Raw genomic sequence first — 15,373 nt, 5'->3', positions numbered from 1 at the left:
GCGACCGGACCGGTGCAGACAGTCACACGAGGGCAGAGGGGGTGTGGCGCGGCGCGCCTCCGTTGAGGGTGGTGGAGGGCGACGGGCGGGCATGGCACAATCCCCAAAGACCGCGCAGGGGAGGGGATCCGCGTGTTCCGCACCGAGTCGGGCTGGGTCGTCTCGCCCACCGATCTCGTCGACACCATGGAGTGCGACCACCGCAGTGCGCTCAAGGCGGCGCTCGCGGCCGGCGTCCCGGACGCCCCCGAACCCGCTGACATCGACCCGCTGGTGGCCCAGCAGGGCCAGGTCCATGAACACGCGGAGCTGGAACGGCTGCGCGAGGTGTTCGGCGCCTCGGGTGTCGCCTGCATCGAGGCTCCGGAAGCCACCGACACCTCGATGCGCCGTGCCGCCGAGGACACCGCCACGGCCATCCGCTCCGGTGCTCCCGTGATCTACCAGGCTGCTTCTACCGCACCCTGGAGTCCGGTGTCGCGTTCCACGGCCGCGCTGACTTCCTGATCCGCGGCGACGTCGATCCGCACACGGGACGGCGGCGCGACGCCGAACCCGTGCACGAACCCTGGGACACCAAGCTCGCCCGCCGCCCCGGCCCGGCCGCCATCGTGCAGCTGTCTGCCTACGCGGAAGCCTTGGGGAAGATCGGCGAGGGGTCACCGGAGTACATGTACCTGCTCACCGGGGACCGCGGTATCCACGCGCACCGGGTCGCCGACTTCACCCCGGTATTGGATGCGGTGCGCGAGCGCCTGCTGGCCCGGTTGCGTGGGCCCGCACACCTGCCGGACCCACTGTGGGACGAGCCACGCCCCTCCTGTGAGGGCTGCGGATACGCCGCGATGTGCGCCGAGGGCCGAGCCGGCGCCCGGCACCTGTCCCTGGTCGCCGGTATCCGTACCGACCAGGTCCGCAAGCTCGCCGACAGCGGCATCGCCACCATCGACGCGCTCGCCCTGGCCGGGGAGGAGGACCGTCCCGAATCGCTGCCCCGCCACTCCTATGAACGGCTGCGCGCACAGGCCACCCTGCAGACGCGCCAGGACGCCACCCGCACCGCCGAGGACCCTCTGGGCACCGTCATCGCCGAGGTCTACTCCGAGGAAGGGCTGGCCATGCTGCCCGAGCCGAGCCCCGGCGACGTGTTCTTCGACATGGAGGGCTTTCCCTACTTCGGCGGCGCCGACGGCCGCGGCCTGGAGTACCTGTTCGGCGCTGTCACTGAGGACCCGCAGGAGGGCCGGGAGTTCCACACGTTCTGGGCCCACGACTCCGCGCAGGAGAAACGCGCCTTCGAGGAGTTCGTCGACTTCGTCGCGCGGCGCATCGACACCGATCCCGGCGCCCACGTCTACCACTACGCCTCCTATGAGGTGGACCGGCTGAAGCTGCTCGCCGCGACCTTCGGCACCCGCGAGACCGACGTCGACGAACTGCTGCGCCACCGCCGCCTGGTCGACCTGTTCACCGCGGTCAAGAAGAGCCTGCGGGTGTCCCAGCGCTCCTACTCCATCAAGTACCTGGAGCCTCTCTACCTCGACGGCGCCCGCTCCGGCGACGTCACCACCGCCACGTCCAGCATCGACGCCTACGCCGATTACATCGCCGCCGTCCAGGCGGGCGAGGACGGGCGCGCGTGCCAGATCCTGGAGGGGATCGCCTCCTACAACCGCGACGACTGCGTCTCCACCGCCCGGCTGCGCGACTGGCTGGAGGAGCTGCGCACCCGGCACGGGATCACCGCCCGCCCCGCCGGCCAGGGCGAACTCACGGCCGGTGACGCCGAGGAGCGGGCCGCCGAACGGCTGCGCCGGCGCGCGGAGTACGAGGAGCGGCTGCGCACGCTGACCGAGCCGCTGCTGCACGGCCCCCAGGCGCCGGAGGACCATTACGAGGCCCGCGCGCTGCTCGCCGCGCTCGCCGGCTACTACCGGCGCGAGGAGAACCCGGCGTGGTGGGAGTACTTCCGCCGCATCTCGGCCCCGGCGGAGGAGCTGGAGGCCGACGGCGACTGCATGGTCCCGCTTCGGGTACACCGCGGCGAGTGGCAGGAGCCCGCCGGGCGGCAGCGCAAGGCGCGCCGCGAGCTGGAGATGCGCGCCGACCCCGCCCGGCCGCACCCTTTCACCACCGGCGACGAGGTCCGCCTGCTGTACCCGGGGCCGCCGGGCCAGCAGGCCGCGACCGTCAACGCCAGGATCGAGGCGGTCAGCGCCGAACGCCTCACCCTGGTCGAGACCAGCGACCCGGGTGACACCTACGCCCGCAACCCGGCCGCGGTCCTGCCCGGCGCACCGGTGCGCTCGGCCCCCAAGGACGAGGCGCTGCTGAGGCTGACCGAAGAGGTCGTCGACGGCCTGCCGGAACTCCCCGCCAGAGCCGGGATGGACATCCTGCGCCGGGTCCCGCCGCGGACGCGCGACGGCGCGGCGCTGCCGCGCCCGGACGACCACGGCAGCGACCCCGTGGCCTGTGTGATCGAGGCCGTCGACCGGCTGGACGACTCCTACCTGGCGGTGCAGGGGCCGCCGGGCGCGGGCAAGACCTACCTGGCCGCCCGGCTCATCACGCACCTGGCGGGGCAGGGCCGATCGGTGGGGGTGTGCTCGACCGGGCACACGGCCATTGAGAACGTGCTGAGCGCGGCGGTGCGCGCCGCCGGCGGGGCGGGGGGCACAGCACTGCCGTGCGCCAAGCGCCCCAGGCGAAAACCCGCCCCTGAGGCGCCGTGGGACCAGCCCACCTCCCCGAAGGGGCTGGCGGCCTGGCGTTCGGAGCAGCAGGGTGGATACCTCGTCGGGGGAACAGCGTGGAACTTCGCCAACGAGGCGATCATCGCCGACCCGTTCGACGTGCTGATCATCGACGAGGCCGGACAGTTCGCGCTCGCCGACACCCTCGCCGTCTCCGTCGCCACCCGCAACCTGGTGCTGCTGGGCGACCCGCAGCAGCTTCCGCAGGTCGTGCAGGGCAGCCACGCCGCGGGCGCGGCGGCCTCAGCGTTGGAGCACCTGGTCGGCGACTCTGAGATCATCGCCCCCGAACTCGGCTACTTCCTGGACCAGAGCCGGCGGATGCACCCAGCGGTGTGCGCCCCGGTGTCGCGACTGGCCTACCGGGGACGGCTGCGCGCCCACCCCTCGACCGCCGAACGCGCCATTCAGCAGGTCGAGCCGGGGCTGCGCCGGATCACCGTTGAGCATCGCGGCCGCAACACGCACAGCCCCGAGGAGGTGGCCCGCGTCGTGGATGTGGCCGGCCGGCTGGTGGGCCGGACCCTGCACGACGGGGAGGCGGGCGCACGCCCCCTCACCGGCGCCGACATCCTCGTCGTGGCACCGTTCAATCTGCAGGTGCGCGCGCTGCGCTCCGCCCTGCACGAGGCGGGGCTGAGCGAGGTCAGCGTTGGTACAGTGGACCGGTTCCAGGGCCAGGAGGCTCCCGTCGTCCTCTGCTCCATGACGGCCTCCAGCGCCTCCGACCTCCCGCGAGGACTGGACTTCGTGCTCTCCCGCAACCGGCTCAACGTGGCGTTGTCACGCGCCCAGGTTCTCGCGGTGCTGGTGTACTCTCCGCACCTGCTGGCATCCTCGCCCCGGTCGGTGACCGAGCTGCGGGCGCTCGCCGGGTTCACCGGGTTGTGCGCCCGAACCTCCCCCTGGCTCGGATCCGCCGGTCATGAGCACAATGAGGTGTTCGCAACCGCACACTCCACTTCATGACGTTCACCCGTTCCGTCCACTTGATCAGTGGGCCCGAGCCCAGTTGGATAACGGTGTGACACCTGCGCACCACCAGAAGGGGCCCGTTTTGTCCACCTCGATCCGGCCGGTCCGGGGGACCCCGCGAGAACACGGCGAGCCCGCGCGGCACACGCCGGGTTTCCGGGTACCGCCCCCAGGCCACCAATCCTGCCGGCACAGGCCCCTTCCCACCCGCACCAGCTGAAAGGCACCGCAGACACCGTGCTCGACCGCCCGCCACCCGTGCACACCCCAGCCCCACCGCCGTTGACGACTTCGAGGGGGAAGGTGCATTCTCCGTTGTCGTCGACTGAGAACGGGAACCGTTCCGCCGCCGACGGCGGCGAGCGGCCTACCCGGAACACCCGCCACCCCACGGGGATCCGCGTCACCGTGGCCATCCTGGCCGCCCTCTCCGTGATCCTGGGCCCGATCGGCTACACCAACGGGATCTACGCCGACACCAACTCCGCGGCCGAATGGTTCACCCTGGGATTCGGCGCCTCCGTAGGACTGCCGTTACTGGGCTCGGCGATCGCCACCGTGGCCGCCGACCGGCGTGCGGCCCTGTGGTCACTGGCGCTGCTGGCCTGGCCGATCGTCTTCGTCGCCGCAATCCACCTGCTCGCCGAGGCATAACCGGGTGCTGGTCCCCGCTGTGGGGCGGGGACCAGCACCCGGCGCCACCGGCGACCGCTGGCTGCTGGAGGATGTGTGTCCCCTAAGAAGAAGAACCCCCGCAACCGCGCACAACGCAACGGCACGGCGACATCCAGGACGGCGCCCGCAGACCCCCGCTCACCGGGCAGGCCCAGCCGCACCCCCGTCGTGCTCGACGACCGCCGGCGCTGGCCCCTCGCCGTATGGACGGTGCTGGCAGTGGCATGGCTGGGCGGCTCCGCCCTTTTCTTCGTCCTCTACCTGGCCGAAGGCCTCAACCTCCTCACCAGCGGCGAAGTCACCACCGAAGCCCGCCGCGCCACCGCCTGGCACCTGATCTGGCTCCTGGTGTTCGCGCTGGGCACCCCGCTGGCCGGGGCCATCACCGCGCTGGTCGTACGGCGCAAGGTCGCCGCGGCCATGTTCAGCGCCGCTCTGCTCATCTCGGCCGGTGCGCTCTTCTCCCTGGCCCCGCCCACCGAGATGCTCTCCGCCATCCGCGGCGCGTTCGGCTGAGCCGCGGCGCCCCTTTCCCTCCCGCCGCACGGCTAGGCCATCATGGACCACTGTGAGTGAGAACAGCCCGCCCGCAGGAAAAGCGGCCCAGAACACGCCCCCGCTCCTGCCGGCCGAAGTCCAGACCCGGCTGGAACAGGGCACCCACAGCGTCCTGGTCGACACCCGGGCCATCGAAGCGGTCCGGCAGCGCTTCGACGACGAGCAAGCCGCCGCGCTGGGCCGCTACCTCTCCTCCGCCCAGTCGGAGAACACACTGCGCGCCTACCGCTCCGACTGGATCGCGTTCACCGCCTGGTGCCAGGGCGAGCAGCGCCGCTCCCTGCCCGCCGACCCCGTCGACGTCGCCGTCTACCTGGCCGCGGCGGCCGACGCCGTCACCGAGGGCGCCCCCGGCCGCTGGGCACTGTCCCCCTCAACCCTGGAACGCAAAGCCGCCGCGATCGCCGCCGTACACGCGGCCCACGGGCTGGCCTCACCCACCCGCGACGACGTCGTCCGCATGACACTGCGCGGTATCCGCAGGCGCCGCCGCGCCCGCCCCGAGCGCAAACGTCCCCTCCTGATGCACACCCTGGAGGCACTCCTGGAGGAGCGCCCGCCCCCCGGCCACCCCACCGGCGTGGCACGCCGCCGCGACGCCCTGCTGCTGCTCACCGGCTTCGCCGGCGCGCTGCGCCGCAGCGAACTGGCCTCACTGACCTTCGACGACGTCGCCGTGGACACCGACCCCGCGACCGGAGCCCCACTGCTGGTGGTGCGGCTGCGAGCCAGCAAAACCGACCAGGACGGGCGCAACACCACCCAGGTCGCCCTGCCGCGCGGGCGCCGCACCCACACCTGCCCGGTGTGCGCGTTCGCCGACTGGGCCGACCTCACCCAGGCCGACCGCGACGGCGGCACCGAGGCGATGCGCGCCCTCCTGGACGGCGAAACCGGGCCGACCGCAGCGCCCGCGCACCGGTGCCACACCTACACCGGCACCGACCTGGCCGACGGCACCGCCCGCCCACTGTTTCCAGCGGTCAGTCGGCACGGCCACCCGGCGCAGCGGCCGATCTCCGGACGCGCCATCGCCGACCTCGTCAAACGCTACGCCCGGCGCGCCGGACTGGACCCCTCCGACTTCAGCGGCCATTCGCTGCGTTCCGGGTTCGCCACCCAAGCCGCGCTCGGCGGCGCCGGCGACCGCGAGATCATGCGCCAAGGCCGCTGGAGCAACCCCCGCACCGTGCACGGCTACATCCGCACCGCCAACCCGCTCGAAGACAACGCCGTCACCCGGTTGGGGCTGTGACTGGACCGTATCCGTCATATGCGAAAATGCCCAGGTGATCGATGAGTTTCGCGCCGCGTTCCAGGAGCTGATCGACGCCTCTGTCGCGACCGACACCCGGCGGTTCCCACCCGCCGTCCACAAGGTCTACACCCTGGCCTCCCATGTTCCTCCGAGGAGCGGGAGATGGCCCTGGAGGCTCTCGTTCCCCTGCTGAGCGGCACCCACGCCGCCCCCGGCGTCACCGCTGACCTGACCGTCGTCGCCGGCGCCATGGTCGAAATGGGCACACCCCCCGGCGATGCGGGCATAGCCGTCCTGCGCCGGCTGCGCACCATGGGCCAGGGCGCCGCTGTGTTCCTGGGCGCATGGGAGCGCAGCGGCGGCGGCGCACCGCCCGACCCAGAAGAGGTCACCGCCGCCACGGAGCACCGCGTCGCCTCCGAACTCGGCGACACCGCGCCGCAGGCCACCGTGTGCTGGTGGACCATTCGCCGCCACGGGCTGGCCGCGAAGACCATGCTCAGCGAGTCAGGCGCGCGTTCCGCGGTACGCGCCGACCCCGAACTGCACGCCGAACTCGTCGCGATCGCCAACCAGCTCGCCACCGCCCTCTGGGAGTTCGAGGACGTCCGCGCGCTGCTGCGGATGGCCGAGGCCGGCTCCGCCGTCGTCCTCGACCGCGCTTCAGGGCGCGGCTTCCGGGTGCTGTTCGACGGGGTCGGCGACAACTTCCAGCTGCACACCCTGCTGGCCGACGCGCTGGTCGGGGAGGAGGGACGGGGGCTTGCCGGCCACCGCCCCGACGAGCGGTGGACGGCCGCCTTCCGCGACACCGCCCCCGACCCCGAGGCGTCGACGGTGTACGGCTGGTGGAACCTGGTGGCCGCCGACGGCTCCTGGGTGTGGAACGAGGGAGTCCCGGCCGACATCCCCACGGCCGACGGCGAACATCTGCTGGTACTGGACGAGCTGCCCTACCCGCGCACCTGGAGCGCCGGACGGCACCACCCGCACGTGCGCGGCTGGCTGGAGGTCGAGGAGGAACTCACCCCCGAGGAAACCGCCCGGTGGTGGCAGCACGTCTCCCTTGGCGCACCAGAGGCGTCGGCGGCCTTCCCCTCCGCCGAGCCCACACACGCCCCCGAGGTGTACCCGCAGGCCACCGAGCAGGAACCGGCGGGAACAGACGTCCTCGATACCGGAACCGCCTCCCCCGGGCAGATGTTCACCCCCGCCGCGGAAGCACACCCCGACAGCGCCGAGGAGCCCGCAACGGCCCCGGAGGAGGAGTCTGTCGGGAGCGCACCGAAGCCCGAGCCCCCAGGAGCGCCCACCGTGGCCTTTCCCGCGGTCACCGGCGAGGAGGACGCCCCGGCACCGGCCGAAGACAGCGAGACCGCCCCTGAGAAGGACGAAGACTCCGACGGCGGCACCGCGCCGGGGGCGAGCCGCCTGCCACCCCTGCCCCCAGGCGTCTCCGACAACTCCGGTTGGGGCCCGACCTGGCTATGACCGCAGGCGGAGCCGTCCCCGGGAGGCGCGGCGCGCCTCATCCGCTCTTGCGCCGGCGCCCGCCGCGCCGGGGCAGCTGGGCCTCTTCTCCGTCCTCATAGATCCCGTCGAGGTACTCGCCCGAAGCGAGGTTCTCCTCGACCATCTCGCGCCGGGACCAGCGTGCGGCCGCGAACATCGGAACAATGAGAGCGAGCCCGAGAGGGAGGTAAAGGCCCAAACCGGTCAGCGTAATGGCGCCGCCCAGGCCGGGCAGGCTGGGCAGCCGCTCAAGGATCTCCGGGCGCAGCACATGGATGGCGGTGAAACCGGCCAGGGACAGGCCGGCGACCCCCGGCAGGAGCGGGGTAAGCCGGGGCGGGACCATGAGCAGCGCCAGAAGCAGCGCGAGTCCGCACATGCCTGCGAGGGTGACGAGGCCCGACGTGCTGAGGAACGCGGCACCGTCCCTGTTGAGCCCAGTGAGGCGGGCGAACGCCCATCCGCTTCCAAGCAGGATCACAGGGGCAAGGATCAGACCAGCCAGGAATCCGACAACATGTCGCACGGTAGTGCTCCTCTCAGAGTTGAGCATGCACCATAGCGATAAAACGGATCAGATGGACATCCGGATCACGCTTGACGGTCAGCAGAACGGTAGCCACCCGGGCCTCGGAAACAGCGCGTCCCGCCTGAACCGCGTCTTTCACACAAGAAGGATGATTCATCCCTCATCACATTGATACCTGAGGGGCCCGGCCTCCCGACGGCGTCTAGGATCTCCAACGTGAGCGAGGCAGACCACGGCCCCGAGCAGGGCCCGCCCCCCGACGTCATCGAGCTGGCCGGCAGGATCTTCGACTTCGCCCGGCACGGCGACACCGCGTCGCTGAGCGCCTACCTCGACGCGGGCGTTCCGGTGAACCTCACCAACGACAAAGGCGACACGCTGCTCATGCTGGCCGCCTACCACGGCCACGCCGAGACGGTGGCGCGGCTGTGCGAGCACGGCGCCGATGTCGACCGGCTCAACGACCGCGGCCAGTCCCCGTTGGCCGGCGCCGTGTTCAAGGGCGAGGACGACGTGGTGGCGGTACTGGTCGAGCACGGCGCCGACCCCACGGCCGGAACACCATCGGCGCTGCAGGCGGCCCGGATGTTCGACAAGGAGCACTACCCGCGCCGGTTCGGGCAAGGGGAGGCCTGAACCGCACCGGACAGAACAGCTAGGGCGCCTCAGCGTCCCAGGCGAGCGGATGGCCGTGCTCCAGGTACAGGGTGTGCCCGCGGCGAGCGGCCCGCACGGCGTGGCCGATCCGGCGCACCACGGACTCGCGCAGGTAGTCGCCAAGGCCGGCCGGATCGGCCAGCACGGCCTCGCTGAGCTCCTCAGCGGGCAGCCGGATCGCCTCGAAGCCGCCGGGGGAGAGGCGGCCGGAGAAGACGAAGACCGTCGCGGGCCGCCGGTCCGGGCTCAGATGCGGCGGCTGCCAGTCCACGCACACCAGCCCGGACAGGCGGGGCACGAACCCGAGCTCCTCAACGCATTCGCGCCGGCACGCCTGCAGAGGAGACTCACCTTCGTCGATCACCCCGCCCGGCAGGTTCCACCCCGGCTTGTAGGTGGGTTTCACCAGCAGCAACCGGCCATCGCCGTCACAAAGCAGCGCGCTGGCCGCGCCCCGGCTTCGCGGCAGGCTCTCAAAGAACTCGAGCTCGGTGTCGGGCATGAAACCGACCCTACGCACCGGTAGCCGCGCCGAGGCCGCGCACCCCGCCATGCGCGGCGGCGCCGGGAGGAATGTCACCGCCCCCCGTTATGCTCCAGCCATGTCTTTCGCCCTATCATCGGCCCGGTGCACACCGCGCCATGGCTGAGACCCCCGTCCGGCACCGCGCCTCGGGGTTGGGCTACGCCGTCGCCTCCGCGCTCGCCTTCGGCGGCTCCGGCCCCTTCGCCCGCCCCCTCATCGACGCCGGGATGGACCCTCTGCACGTCACCTGGCTGCGGGGGGCCGGCGCGGCGGTGCTCCTGCTTCCACTGGCCATCCGACACCGAAACGTGCTGCGCACGCACCCCTGGCTGCTGCTGGCCTACGGCGTGTTCCCGATGGCCGGCGTGCAGGCGTTCTACTTCGCGGCCATATCGCGCATCCCGGTCGGGGTGGCACTGCTGGTGGAGTTCCTGGGACCGGTGCTGGTACTGGGCTGGATCCGGCTGGTGCGGCGCCGCCCTGTCTCACGTGCCGCCGCCCTCGGCGTCATCCTCGCGGTCACCGGACTGGCCTGCCTGGTCGAGGTCTGGGCCGGGATCAGCCTGGATCTTCTCGGGCTCGCCCTGGCGCTGACCGCGGCGACCTGCCAGGCCGCCTACTTCCTGCTCTCCGACACCGCCGGCGACGACGTGGAGCCGATCGCCATCATCTCCTACGGTGCGCTGGTGGCCACCGCCCTGATCACCGTCATCGCCCGGCCGTGGGAGATGCCGTGGCAGCTGCTGGCCGGGGAGGTCACGATCTCGGGTGCCTCCACCTCCGCGCTGGTGTCAGTGGGGTGGCTGGCGGTGGTCTCCACTGCGTTGGCCTATGTGACCGGTGTCGCCGCGGTCCGGCGGTTGTCCCCGGTGGTCGCGGGCGCCGTGGCCTACCTGGAGGTGGTCACCGCGATCGTGCTGGCCTGGCTGATGCTGGGGGAGGCGCTGAGTACGGCGCAGACGCTGGGCGCCGCCATCGTCATCGCCGGTGCGTTCACCGCCCAGACCGCGGTCCCGTCGACCGCCCCCGCACCGGTCGACCACGGGCGCACGCCCGACGGTCGCCCCCTCAGCCACACCGGCGGCGCGGACTGACCGGGAACAGAGCCGCTCGGAGGCGCCGCCTGATAGCGTCCCGGTAACACCGATTGGTCGGTGCCCGGTACGGGCGCAAGGGGGTAACCGTTGCGGGGGTTCGACGCCGAATCCGTGATCGAGCTGTACCAGAAGTACCGCGACCCGTTGGCACGGGTGCGCGACGACCAGCGCGAGTTCTGCCGCGCCAACCAGGCGACGATGACCCCGCAGCTGGACGACCTCGAAGCCGAGATCACCTATCTGCTGCTGCGCGAATACCGCCCCGCGACCGTGGTGGAGATCGGCACCTTCCACGGCTGGTCGACCACCTGGCTCCTCTCGGCCCTGCGCGACAACGGAACCGGCAGCCTGTACTCCTTCGACATCAAGGACAACGTGGTCGCCAACGTTCCCGACGAGCTGGCCGAAGAGCGCTGGACCTTCACCAAGGGCGACATCCGGCACAACCTGGACGCCCTACCGGAAGGAGTCGACCACCTCTTCCTCGACGCCGCGCACAACGGGTGGTTCGCGCGCTGGTACCTCACCCACCTCTTCCCGAAGGTCGCGGAGGGGACGCCGGTGAGCGTGCACGATGTGTTCCACGGCAGGCGCGCGCTGCCGTTCACCGAGGGCGCGGCCGTCCTGGGATGGCTGGCGCGCCGCGGCGCCGGCTACTTCACCGCCTCAGCGGCCAAGGATCCGACGGTCCACCGGGAACTCCTGCTGGCCAAGGAGCGCCTCGAGCTGGCCGATCCGGTCCGCTCCGGCCGGCGCAACCCGATGATCTTCTTCCCGATGCCCCGGTGACGCCCCCGTAGCCGTCCCGGCGCCGCGACGTTTGGTGCGCCGATGGGGCTCACAACGTCCGGGAGCGCTCAGCGGCGGGCCCGATCCGTATCCCGTCGAGGAAACACCAGGCCCAGGTCTCGCCCGGTTCGGCCGAGCCCGCGATGGGGTGGTCGGTCTCGGCGCTGTGCGCGCCGGCGTGGCGCTCGGGGGAGGAGTCGCAGCAGCCCACATACCCGCAGCTCAGGCAGATCCGCAGGTGCACCCACTCGTGCTTGCCCTGTTTCAGACAGCCGGTGCACCCGGCGTTCTTCGGCAGCACCGGCCGGACGGCCCCGGTGTGCGGGCAGTGGGACTCGGGGGCCGGGGCGAAGGCCACGGCCACGGTGGGGTCGGGTTTGCCAACGGTGACGTGGTCGATTCCCAGCAGGTCCAGGACGGCCCAGGACAGCGGCTCGGTGACCGCCCGCTGGGTGTCGACGATGCGCGCCACTTCGGCATGGTGCAGCCCGGCGACATCGGTGGACTCGCGCGGCCGCGCCACGATCGGCACCCCCGGCGCCACGTTGTGCAGCACCTCGGCGATGTGGGTGGTCTCCTCACCGCTGTTCTCACCGATCACGATGAGCCGCACCGACGCCATGCCGACCTCGTGCAGCACGCTCGCCTTGATCGCCTCGCCGCGGACCACGGTGTGGCCCTCGGCTTCGGCCTCGGCTGCCAGGTCCGGGTGCAGCGTGGTGACGGTGACCGGGATGCCGTTGGCCCGCAGGTAGGCGCCCAGATTCCGGGCCACCGGCCCCCAACCGGAGAGCAGGACCCGGTCTCGGGTGTCCCCGGGCGGCACGACGGCCGCGCCGCCCCCGGCCGGGGGCGCCACTGCGGTCTCGCGCGTGCTGATGTACTTGGCCAGGCGTTCCCCCGCGGCGGCGAGGGCCGGCGTGGCGGTCATGAGGATGACGGTGATGGCGATGAGCAACTGGTCGCCCTGAGCTCCATACCCGCCGGGCTGATCCCGGACTGCGCGCCGGCCTGCTGCAGGACGAACGAGAACTCCCCGATCTGCGCCAGCAGGAAACTGCTGGCCACCGCTGTTGGCATACCGACCCGGAGCACCGCCATCGCCACGTAGCCGGTCACCAGCTTCACCGCGACGACGGCCGCCGCCAGCAACAGCACCAGCCACCACAGATCCAGCAGCAGGCGCACGTCCAGCAGCATCCCGATGGAGACGAAGAAGACCGCGCTGAAGAGCATCTGCAGCGGCATGATCTCGCTGAGCGCGTGCGCGCTGTGCCGGGACTCGCTCAGTACCATCCCGGCCAGGAAAGCCCCCAGGGCCTCGCTGATCCCGGCCAAGGAGGTGAGGTAGGCGACCCCGAGGGCGATGGCGATGATGGTCAGCAGGAAGATCTCCGGCGAGCACAGCCGCGCGACCCGCTCCAGCAGGGGCGGCATCAGCTTGCGCGCGACAACGATGACCCCGGTCAGCACCAGCGCCGCGGTCCCCAGTGCCCGGACGATGCTCAAAGGGCCCGCGTCGCCTTCGGAACCGGCCAGCAGCGGGATCAGCATCACCATCACGATGATCGCCAGGTCCTGGAAGATGAGCGCGCCCACCGTCGTCTGCCCGACAGGCTGGGCGGTGGCCCCCTTGGCGGCGACCACCTTGAGCACGATCGCGGTGGAGGACAGCGCCGCCAGGAACCCGGTGAACACACCGATACGCCAATCCTGGCCGAAGGCCAGGAGCAGGCCGGTGACAGCGGCGGTGGTCAGGCTGACCTGCACACCTCCGCCCACCAGCACGAAGCGTTTGATCTGGGCCAGGCGCTCCAGCGAGAACTCGATACCGATGGTGAACAGCAGCAGCATCACGCCGATCTCCGCCGCTGTCTCCACATAGGACTCTTCGGCCACCAAGCCGAGCTGGTGCGGGCCGATCACCACTCCGGCCAGCAGGAACCCGACGATCGGCACCACGCGCAACCGCACGAACAACGCACCGATCAGTCCGGCCACACAGACGAGCGCGACAACTGGTCCGAGGAACTCGGGCGTTTCTCCCGCCGCCAGGATCATCGGCAACCCCACTTGTGTTGGTGCGGCCCGGATAGCTCCGGTCGGCGTGATCGCCCCGAGGGCCACAAAAGCACACCGAGCCGCAGGCCAGCCTAACGGCCCTGAGCGGGGGAGCCGCACCGCTCCGCCCCTCGCAAACCACGGTGACGCTTTCGCCTGGCGCAAGGGGCGCACCACACCTGCGCCGCATACAATAAGTACTGAAACCATGACAGAAAGTGATTGGAGTGCGTTGTGCGTCACCTCGCCGCACACCTCACCACTGTGGCCACCGGGTGCACCATGGCCCTGATCCTCCTCCCTCCCGCGAGCGCCCCCCGCGAACCGATCCCGTTGAGCAGCGCCTTCCAGATGGAAAGCACCACGGTCCAGGACACGGCGGCGAACGGGCCCGCCGAAGAGCACCCCACCGCAACCACAGCGAGAACCCGACCGGCACACGCCGCCCGCACTCACCCGCTGATGTGCACCCGCAGACCGCCGTCCCCATCGCCCCCGACCGACACCGCGGACAGGTCGGCCACCACCACATCGGCGTCCAGCTCCAGCGCCGAATGGGTAGTGCTCACCCCGACCGTGGCCGCACCCGCCGCCCGGCCCGCCGCCAACCCCGCCGGCGCGTCCTCGAAGACCACACACCGCGCGGCCGCCGCCCCCACCAGCTTCGCCCCGAGCTCGAACGGCGCCGGATCAGGCTTTCCCCGCGCCACATCATCGGCGGTCACCAGCACCGGGGCCTCAAGCCCGACCGCATTCAACCGCGCCTCGGCCAACGGGCGGGTGCACGAGGTCACGATCGCCCACGCGCCCCCATCCGGCAACGCGGCCAGAAGCTCACGCACCCCCGGCAGCACCACCAACCCCGAAACACGGTCGATCTCCATCCGCTCGATCCGCGCCACCGCCGCGGGAACCTCCGCAGCCGGGAACAACCGCTCGGCGATCTGACGCGCCGGAATGCCATGCCCCAGCACACCGGCCAACCGCCCCGGCGGAATCCCGTACTCGGCACCCCACTGCGACCAGGCCTCCTCAACGGCGGCAGTGGAATCGATGAGAGTGCCGTCCATGTCGAACAGGAGGGCATCGGCCAGCAGGGGTTCGGCTTGGAGAGTCACCCGAGCAAGTCTAGAAACCGCCCCGGCCCCTCCCCGCCACCGGCCGCGCGACACCACCCACGCCCGGGACCGCACCCGCCCTCAAAAAGACTCAGGACGCAGAACGCGGCTCCCGCACGGTCTGCGGTCGCGGCGGCGCCGACAGCCCCACCTCCCGCACCGCCACCACATCGGCGGCATCGGCGACGATCTTGGTGAAGTTCTCCGGCTGGTCCAGACTCACCATGTGCCCGGCCCGCGGCACGTTCAGCAAGCGCCCATCAGCACAGGCGTCCAAGAACCGCTTCTCGTGGATCCGGAAATGATCCCGCGCCCCATTGATCAGCCACACCGGCCCCGAATACGCTCCCAGCGCCCCCAACACCTCCATCTCGGCGATCTCGTCGATCACCGCGCGGGCCGCCTCCATCGCCAACCCGCCGCCCAGCACCGCCTCCGCGGCCTCACCCGGCAGCGTCAACCGGTGGAAACGCTGGTTCACCGCCTTGCCCTTATCGGGCAACCGATCCATCAGCACCGCCGGGATCCGGTACACATGCGTCAACGCCTGCACCGGCCGCACCGTGCAACTAGCCGCCACCAGCCCCGACACGCGCTCCGGCAGCGCCGCCGCCGTCGCGATCGATACGAACCCGCCCAGGCTCAACCCCACCAGCAGCGCACGCCCGCCGACCTCGTCGATCACCCCGGCCACCGCATCCACCGCGGCCCCCAGCGTGAACTCCTCGCCCCGGCGCCCCCCATGGCCGGGCAGGTCCGGCGCCACCACACGCCGCCCCTGCGCGCCCAACGCCTCCACCTGCGCACGCCACATGCTCCCTGAGACCCGCAGCCCGTGGACCAACACGATCGGAACGCTCAT

At 71.4% G+C, this 15,373-nt stretch carries 12 protein-coding genes and 2 pseudogenes; 8 read left to right on the top strand and 6 right to left on the bottom strand.

The window, feature by feature from the left end; all coding sequences use genetic code 11:
* The first annotated feature begins 132 nt into the window (after positions 1 to 132).
* The 5 genes and pseudogenes from VS93_RS15130 (at position 133) to VS93_RS15110 (ending at position 7,713) form a co-directional block, all read left to right on the top strand.
* Positions 133 to 3,725 (top strand): annotated as a pseudogene (locus VS93_RS15130) (TM0106 family RecB-like putative nuclease).
* Between the two features lie 321 nt (positions 3,726 to 4,046).
* The gene (locus tag VS93_RS15125; RefSeq protein ID WP_046470568.1) at positions 4,047 to 4,385 is read left to right on the top strand and encodes a hypothetical protein; all 339 of its coding nucleotides are present in this window, start codon (positions 4,047 to 4,049) and stop codon (positions 4,383 to 4,385) included.
* Between the two features lie 75 nt (positions 4,386 to 4,460).
* Complete coding sequence (locus VS93_RS15120) at positions 4,461 to 4,922, top strand: hypothetical protein (protein WP_046470567.1); 462 nt, start codon at positions 4,461 to 4,463, stop codon at positions 4,920 to 4,922.
* Positions 4,923 to 4,974: 52 nt separating this feature from the next.
* Complete coding sequence (locus tag VS93_RS15115; protein WP_046470566.1) at positions 4,975 to 6,219, top strand: site-specific integrase; 1,245 nt, start codon at positions 4,975 to 4,977, stop codon at positions 6,217 to 6,219.
* A 34-nt stretch (positions 6,220 to 6,253) separates the two neighbouring features.
* A pseudogene (locus VS93_RS15110) lies at positions 6,254 to 7,713 on the top strand (hypothetical protein).
* 37 nt (positions 7,714 to 7,750) lie between these two features.
* On the opposite strand, the gene VS93_RS15105 reads toward VS93_RS15110, so the two are convergent.
* Positions 7,751 to 8,260 (bottom strand): hypothetical protein, encoded by a 510-nt coding sequence (locus VS93_RS15105; RefSeq protein WP_046470565.1) that lies wholly within the window; start codon positions 8,258 to 8,260, stop codon positions 7,751 to 7,753.
* Between the two features lie 219 nt (positions 8,261 to 8,479).
* Here VS93_RS15105 and VS93_RS15100 point away from each other — a divergent pair, with 219 nt between their 5' ends.
* Positions 8,480 to 8,899, top strand: coding sequence for an ankyrin repeat domain-containing protein (locus VS93_RS15100; RefSeq protein WP_082126905.1), 420 nt, complete (start codon positions 8,480 to 8,482; stop codon positions 8,897 to 8,899).
* A 19-nt stretch (positions 8,900 to 8,918) separates the two neighbouring features.
* Here VS93_RS15100 and VS93_RS15095 read toward each other — a convergent pair whose 3' ends face one another.
* Positions 8,919 to 9,422, bottom strand: coding sequence for an NUDIX domain-containing protein (locus tag VS93_RS15095; protein ID WP_046470576.1), 504 nt, complete (start codon positions 9,420 to 9,422; stop codon positions 8,919 to 8,921).
* 140 nt (positions 9,423 to 9,562) lie between these two features.
* Between VS93_RS15095 and VS93_RS15090 the strand changes: the two genes are divergently transcribed.
* Together VS93_RS15090 and VS93_RS15085 are read left to right on the top strand one after the other, a co-directional pair.
* A complete protein-coding gene (locus tag VS93_RS15090) occupies positions 9,563 to 10,540 on the top strand; it encodes an EamA family transporter (RefSeq protein WP_046470564.1) in 978 nt (325 codons plus the stop codon).
* A 90-nt stretch (positions 10,541 to 10,630) separates the two neighbouring features.
* Positions 10,631 to 11,332, top strand: coding sequence for a class I SAM-dependent methyltransferase (locus tag VS93_RS15085; RefSeq protein ID WP_046470563.1), 702 nt, complete (start codon positions 10,631 to 10,633; stop codon positions 11,330 to 11,332).
* Between the two features lie 49 nt (positions 11,333 to 11,381).
* On the opposite strand, the gene VS93_RS31750 is transcribed toward VS93_RS15085, so the two are convergent.
* The 4 genes from VS93_RS31750 to VS93_RS15060 form a co-directional block, all read right to left on the bottom strand.
* Positions 11,382 to 12,290 carry an NAD-binding protein gene (locus VS93_RS31750; RefSeq protein ID WP_236700561.1) on the bottom strand — a complete coding sequence of 303 codons (909 nt, stop codon included), beginning with the start codon at positions 12,288 to 12,290 and terminating at the stop codon, positions 11,382 to 11,384.
* On the bottom strand, positions 12,260 to 13,393 hold the full coding sequence (locus tag VS93_RS31745; RefSeq protein WP_173434313.1) for a cation:proton antiporter domain-containing protein: 1,134 nt from the start codon (positions 13,391 to 13,393) through the stop codon (positions 12,260 to 12,262). The genes VS93_RS31750 and VS93_RS31745 overlap by 31 nt, the downstream gene beginning before the upstream one ends.
* A 452-nt stretch (positions 13,394 to 13,845) precedes the next feature.
* On the bottom strand, positions 13,846 to 14,511 hold the full coding sequence (locus VS93_RS15065) for an HAD-IA family hydrolase (protein WP_236700560.1): 666 nt from the start codon (positions 14,509 to 14,511) through the stop codon (positions 13,846 to 13,848).
* Between the two features lie 91 nt (positions 14,512 to 14,602).
* Entirely contained in the window at positions 14,603 to 15,373 is a 771-nt protein-coding gene (locus tag VS93_RS15060; RefSeq protein WP_046470561.1) for an alpha/beta fold hydrolase, read from the bottom strand.

The sequence above is a fragment of the Allosalinactinospora lopnorensis genome, from assembly GCF_000981225.1.
GTDB classification, from domain to species: Bacteria; Actinomycetota; Actinomycetes; order Streptosporangiales; family Streptosporangiaceae; genus Allosalinactinospora; species Allosalinactinospora lopnorensis.
Note: the sequence above shows the minus strand (reverse complement) of the source record. Positions and strands in the feature narration are given on the sequence as shown.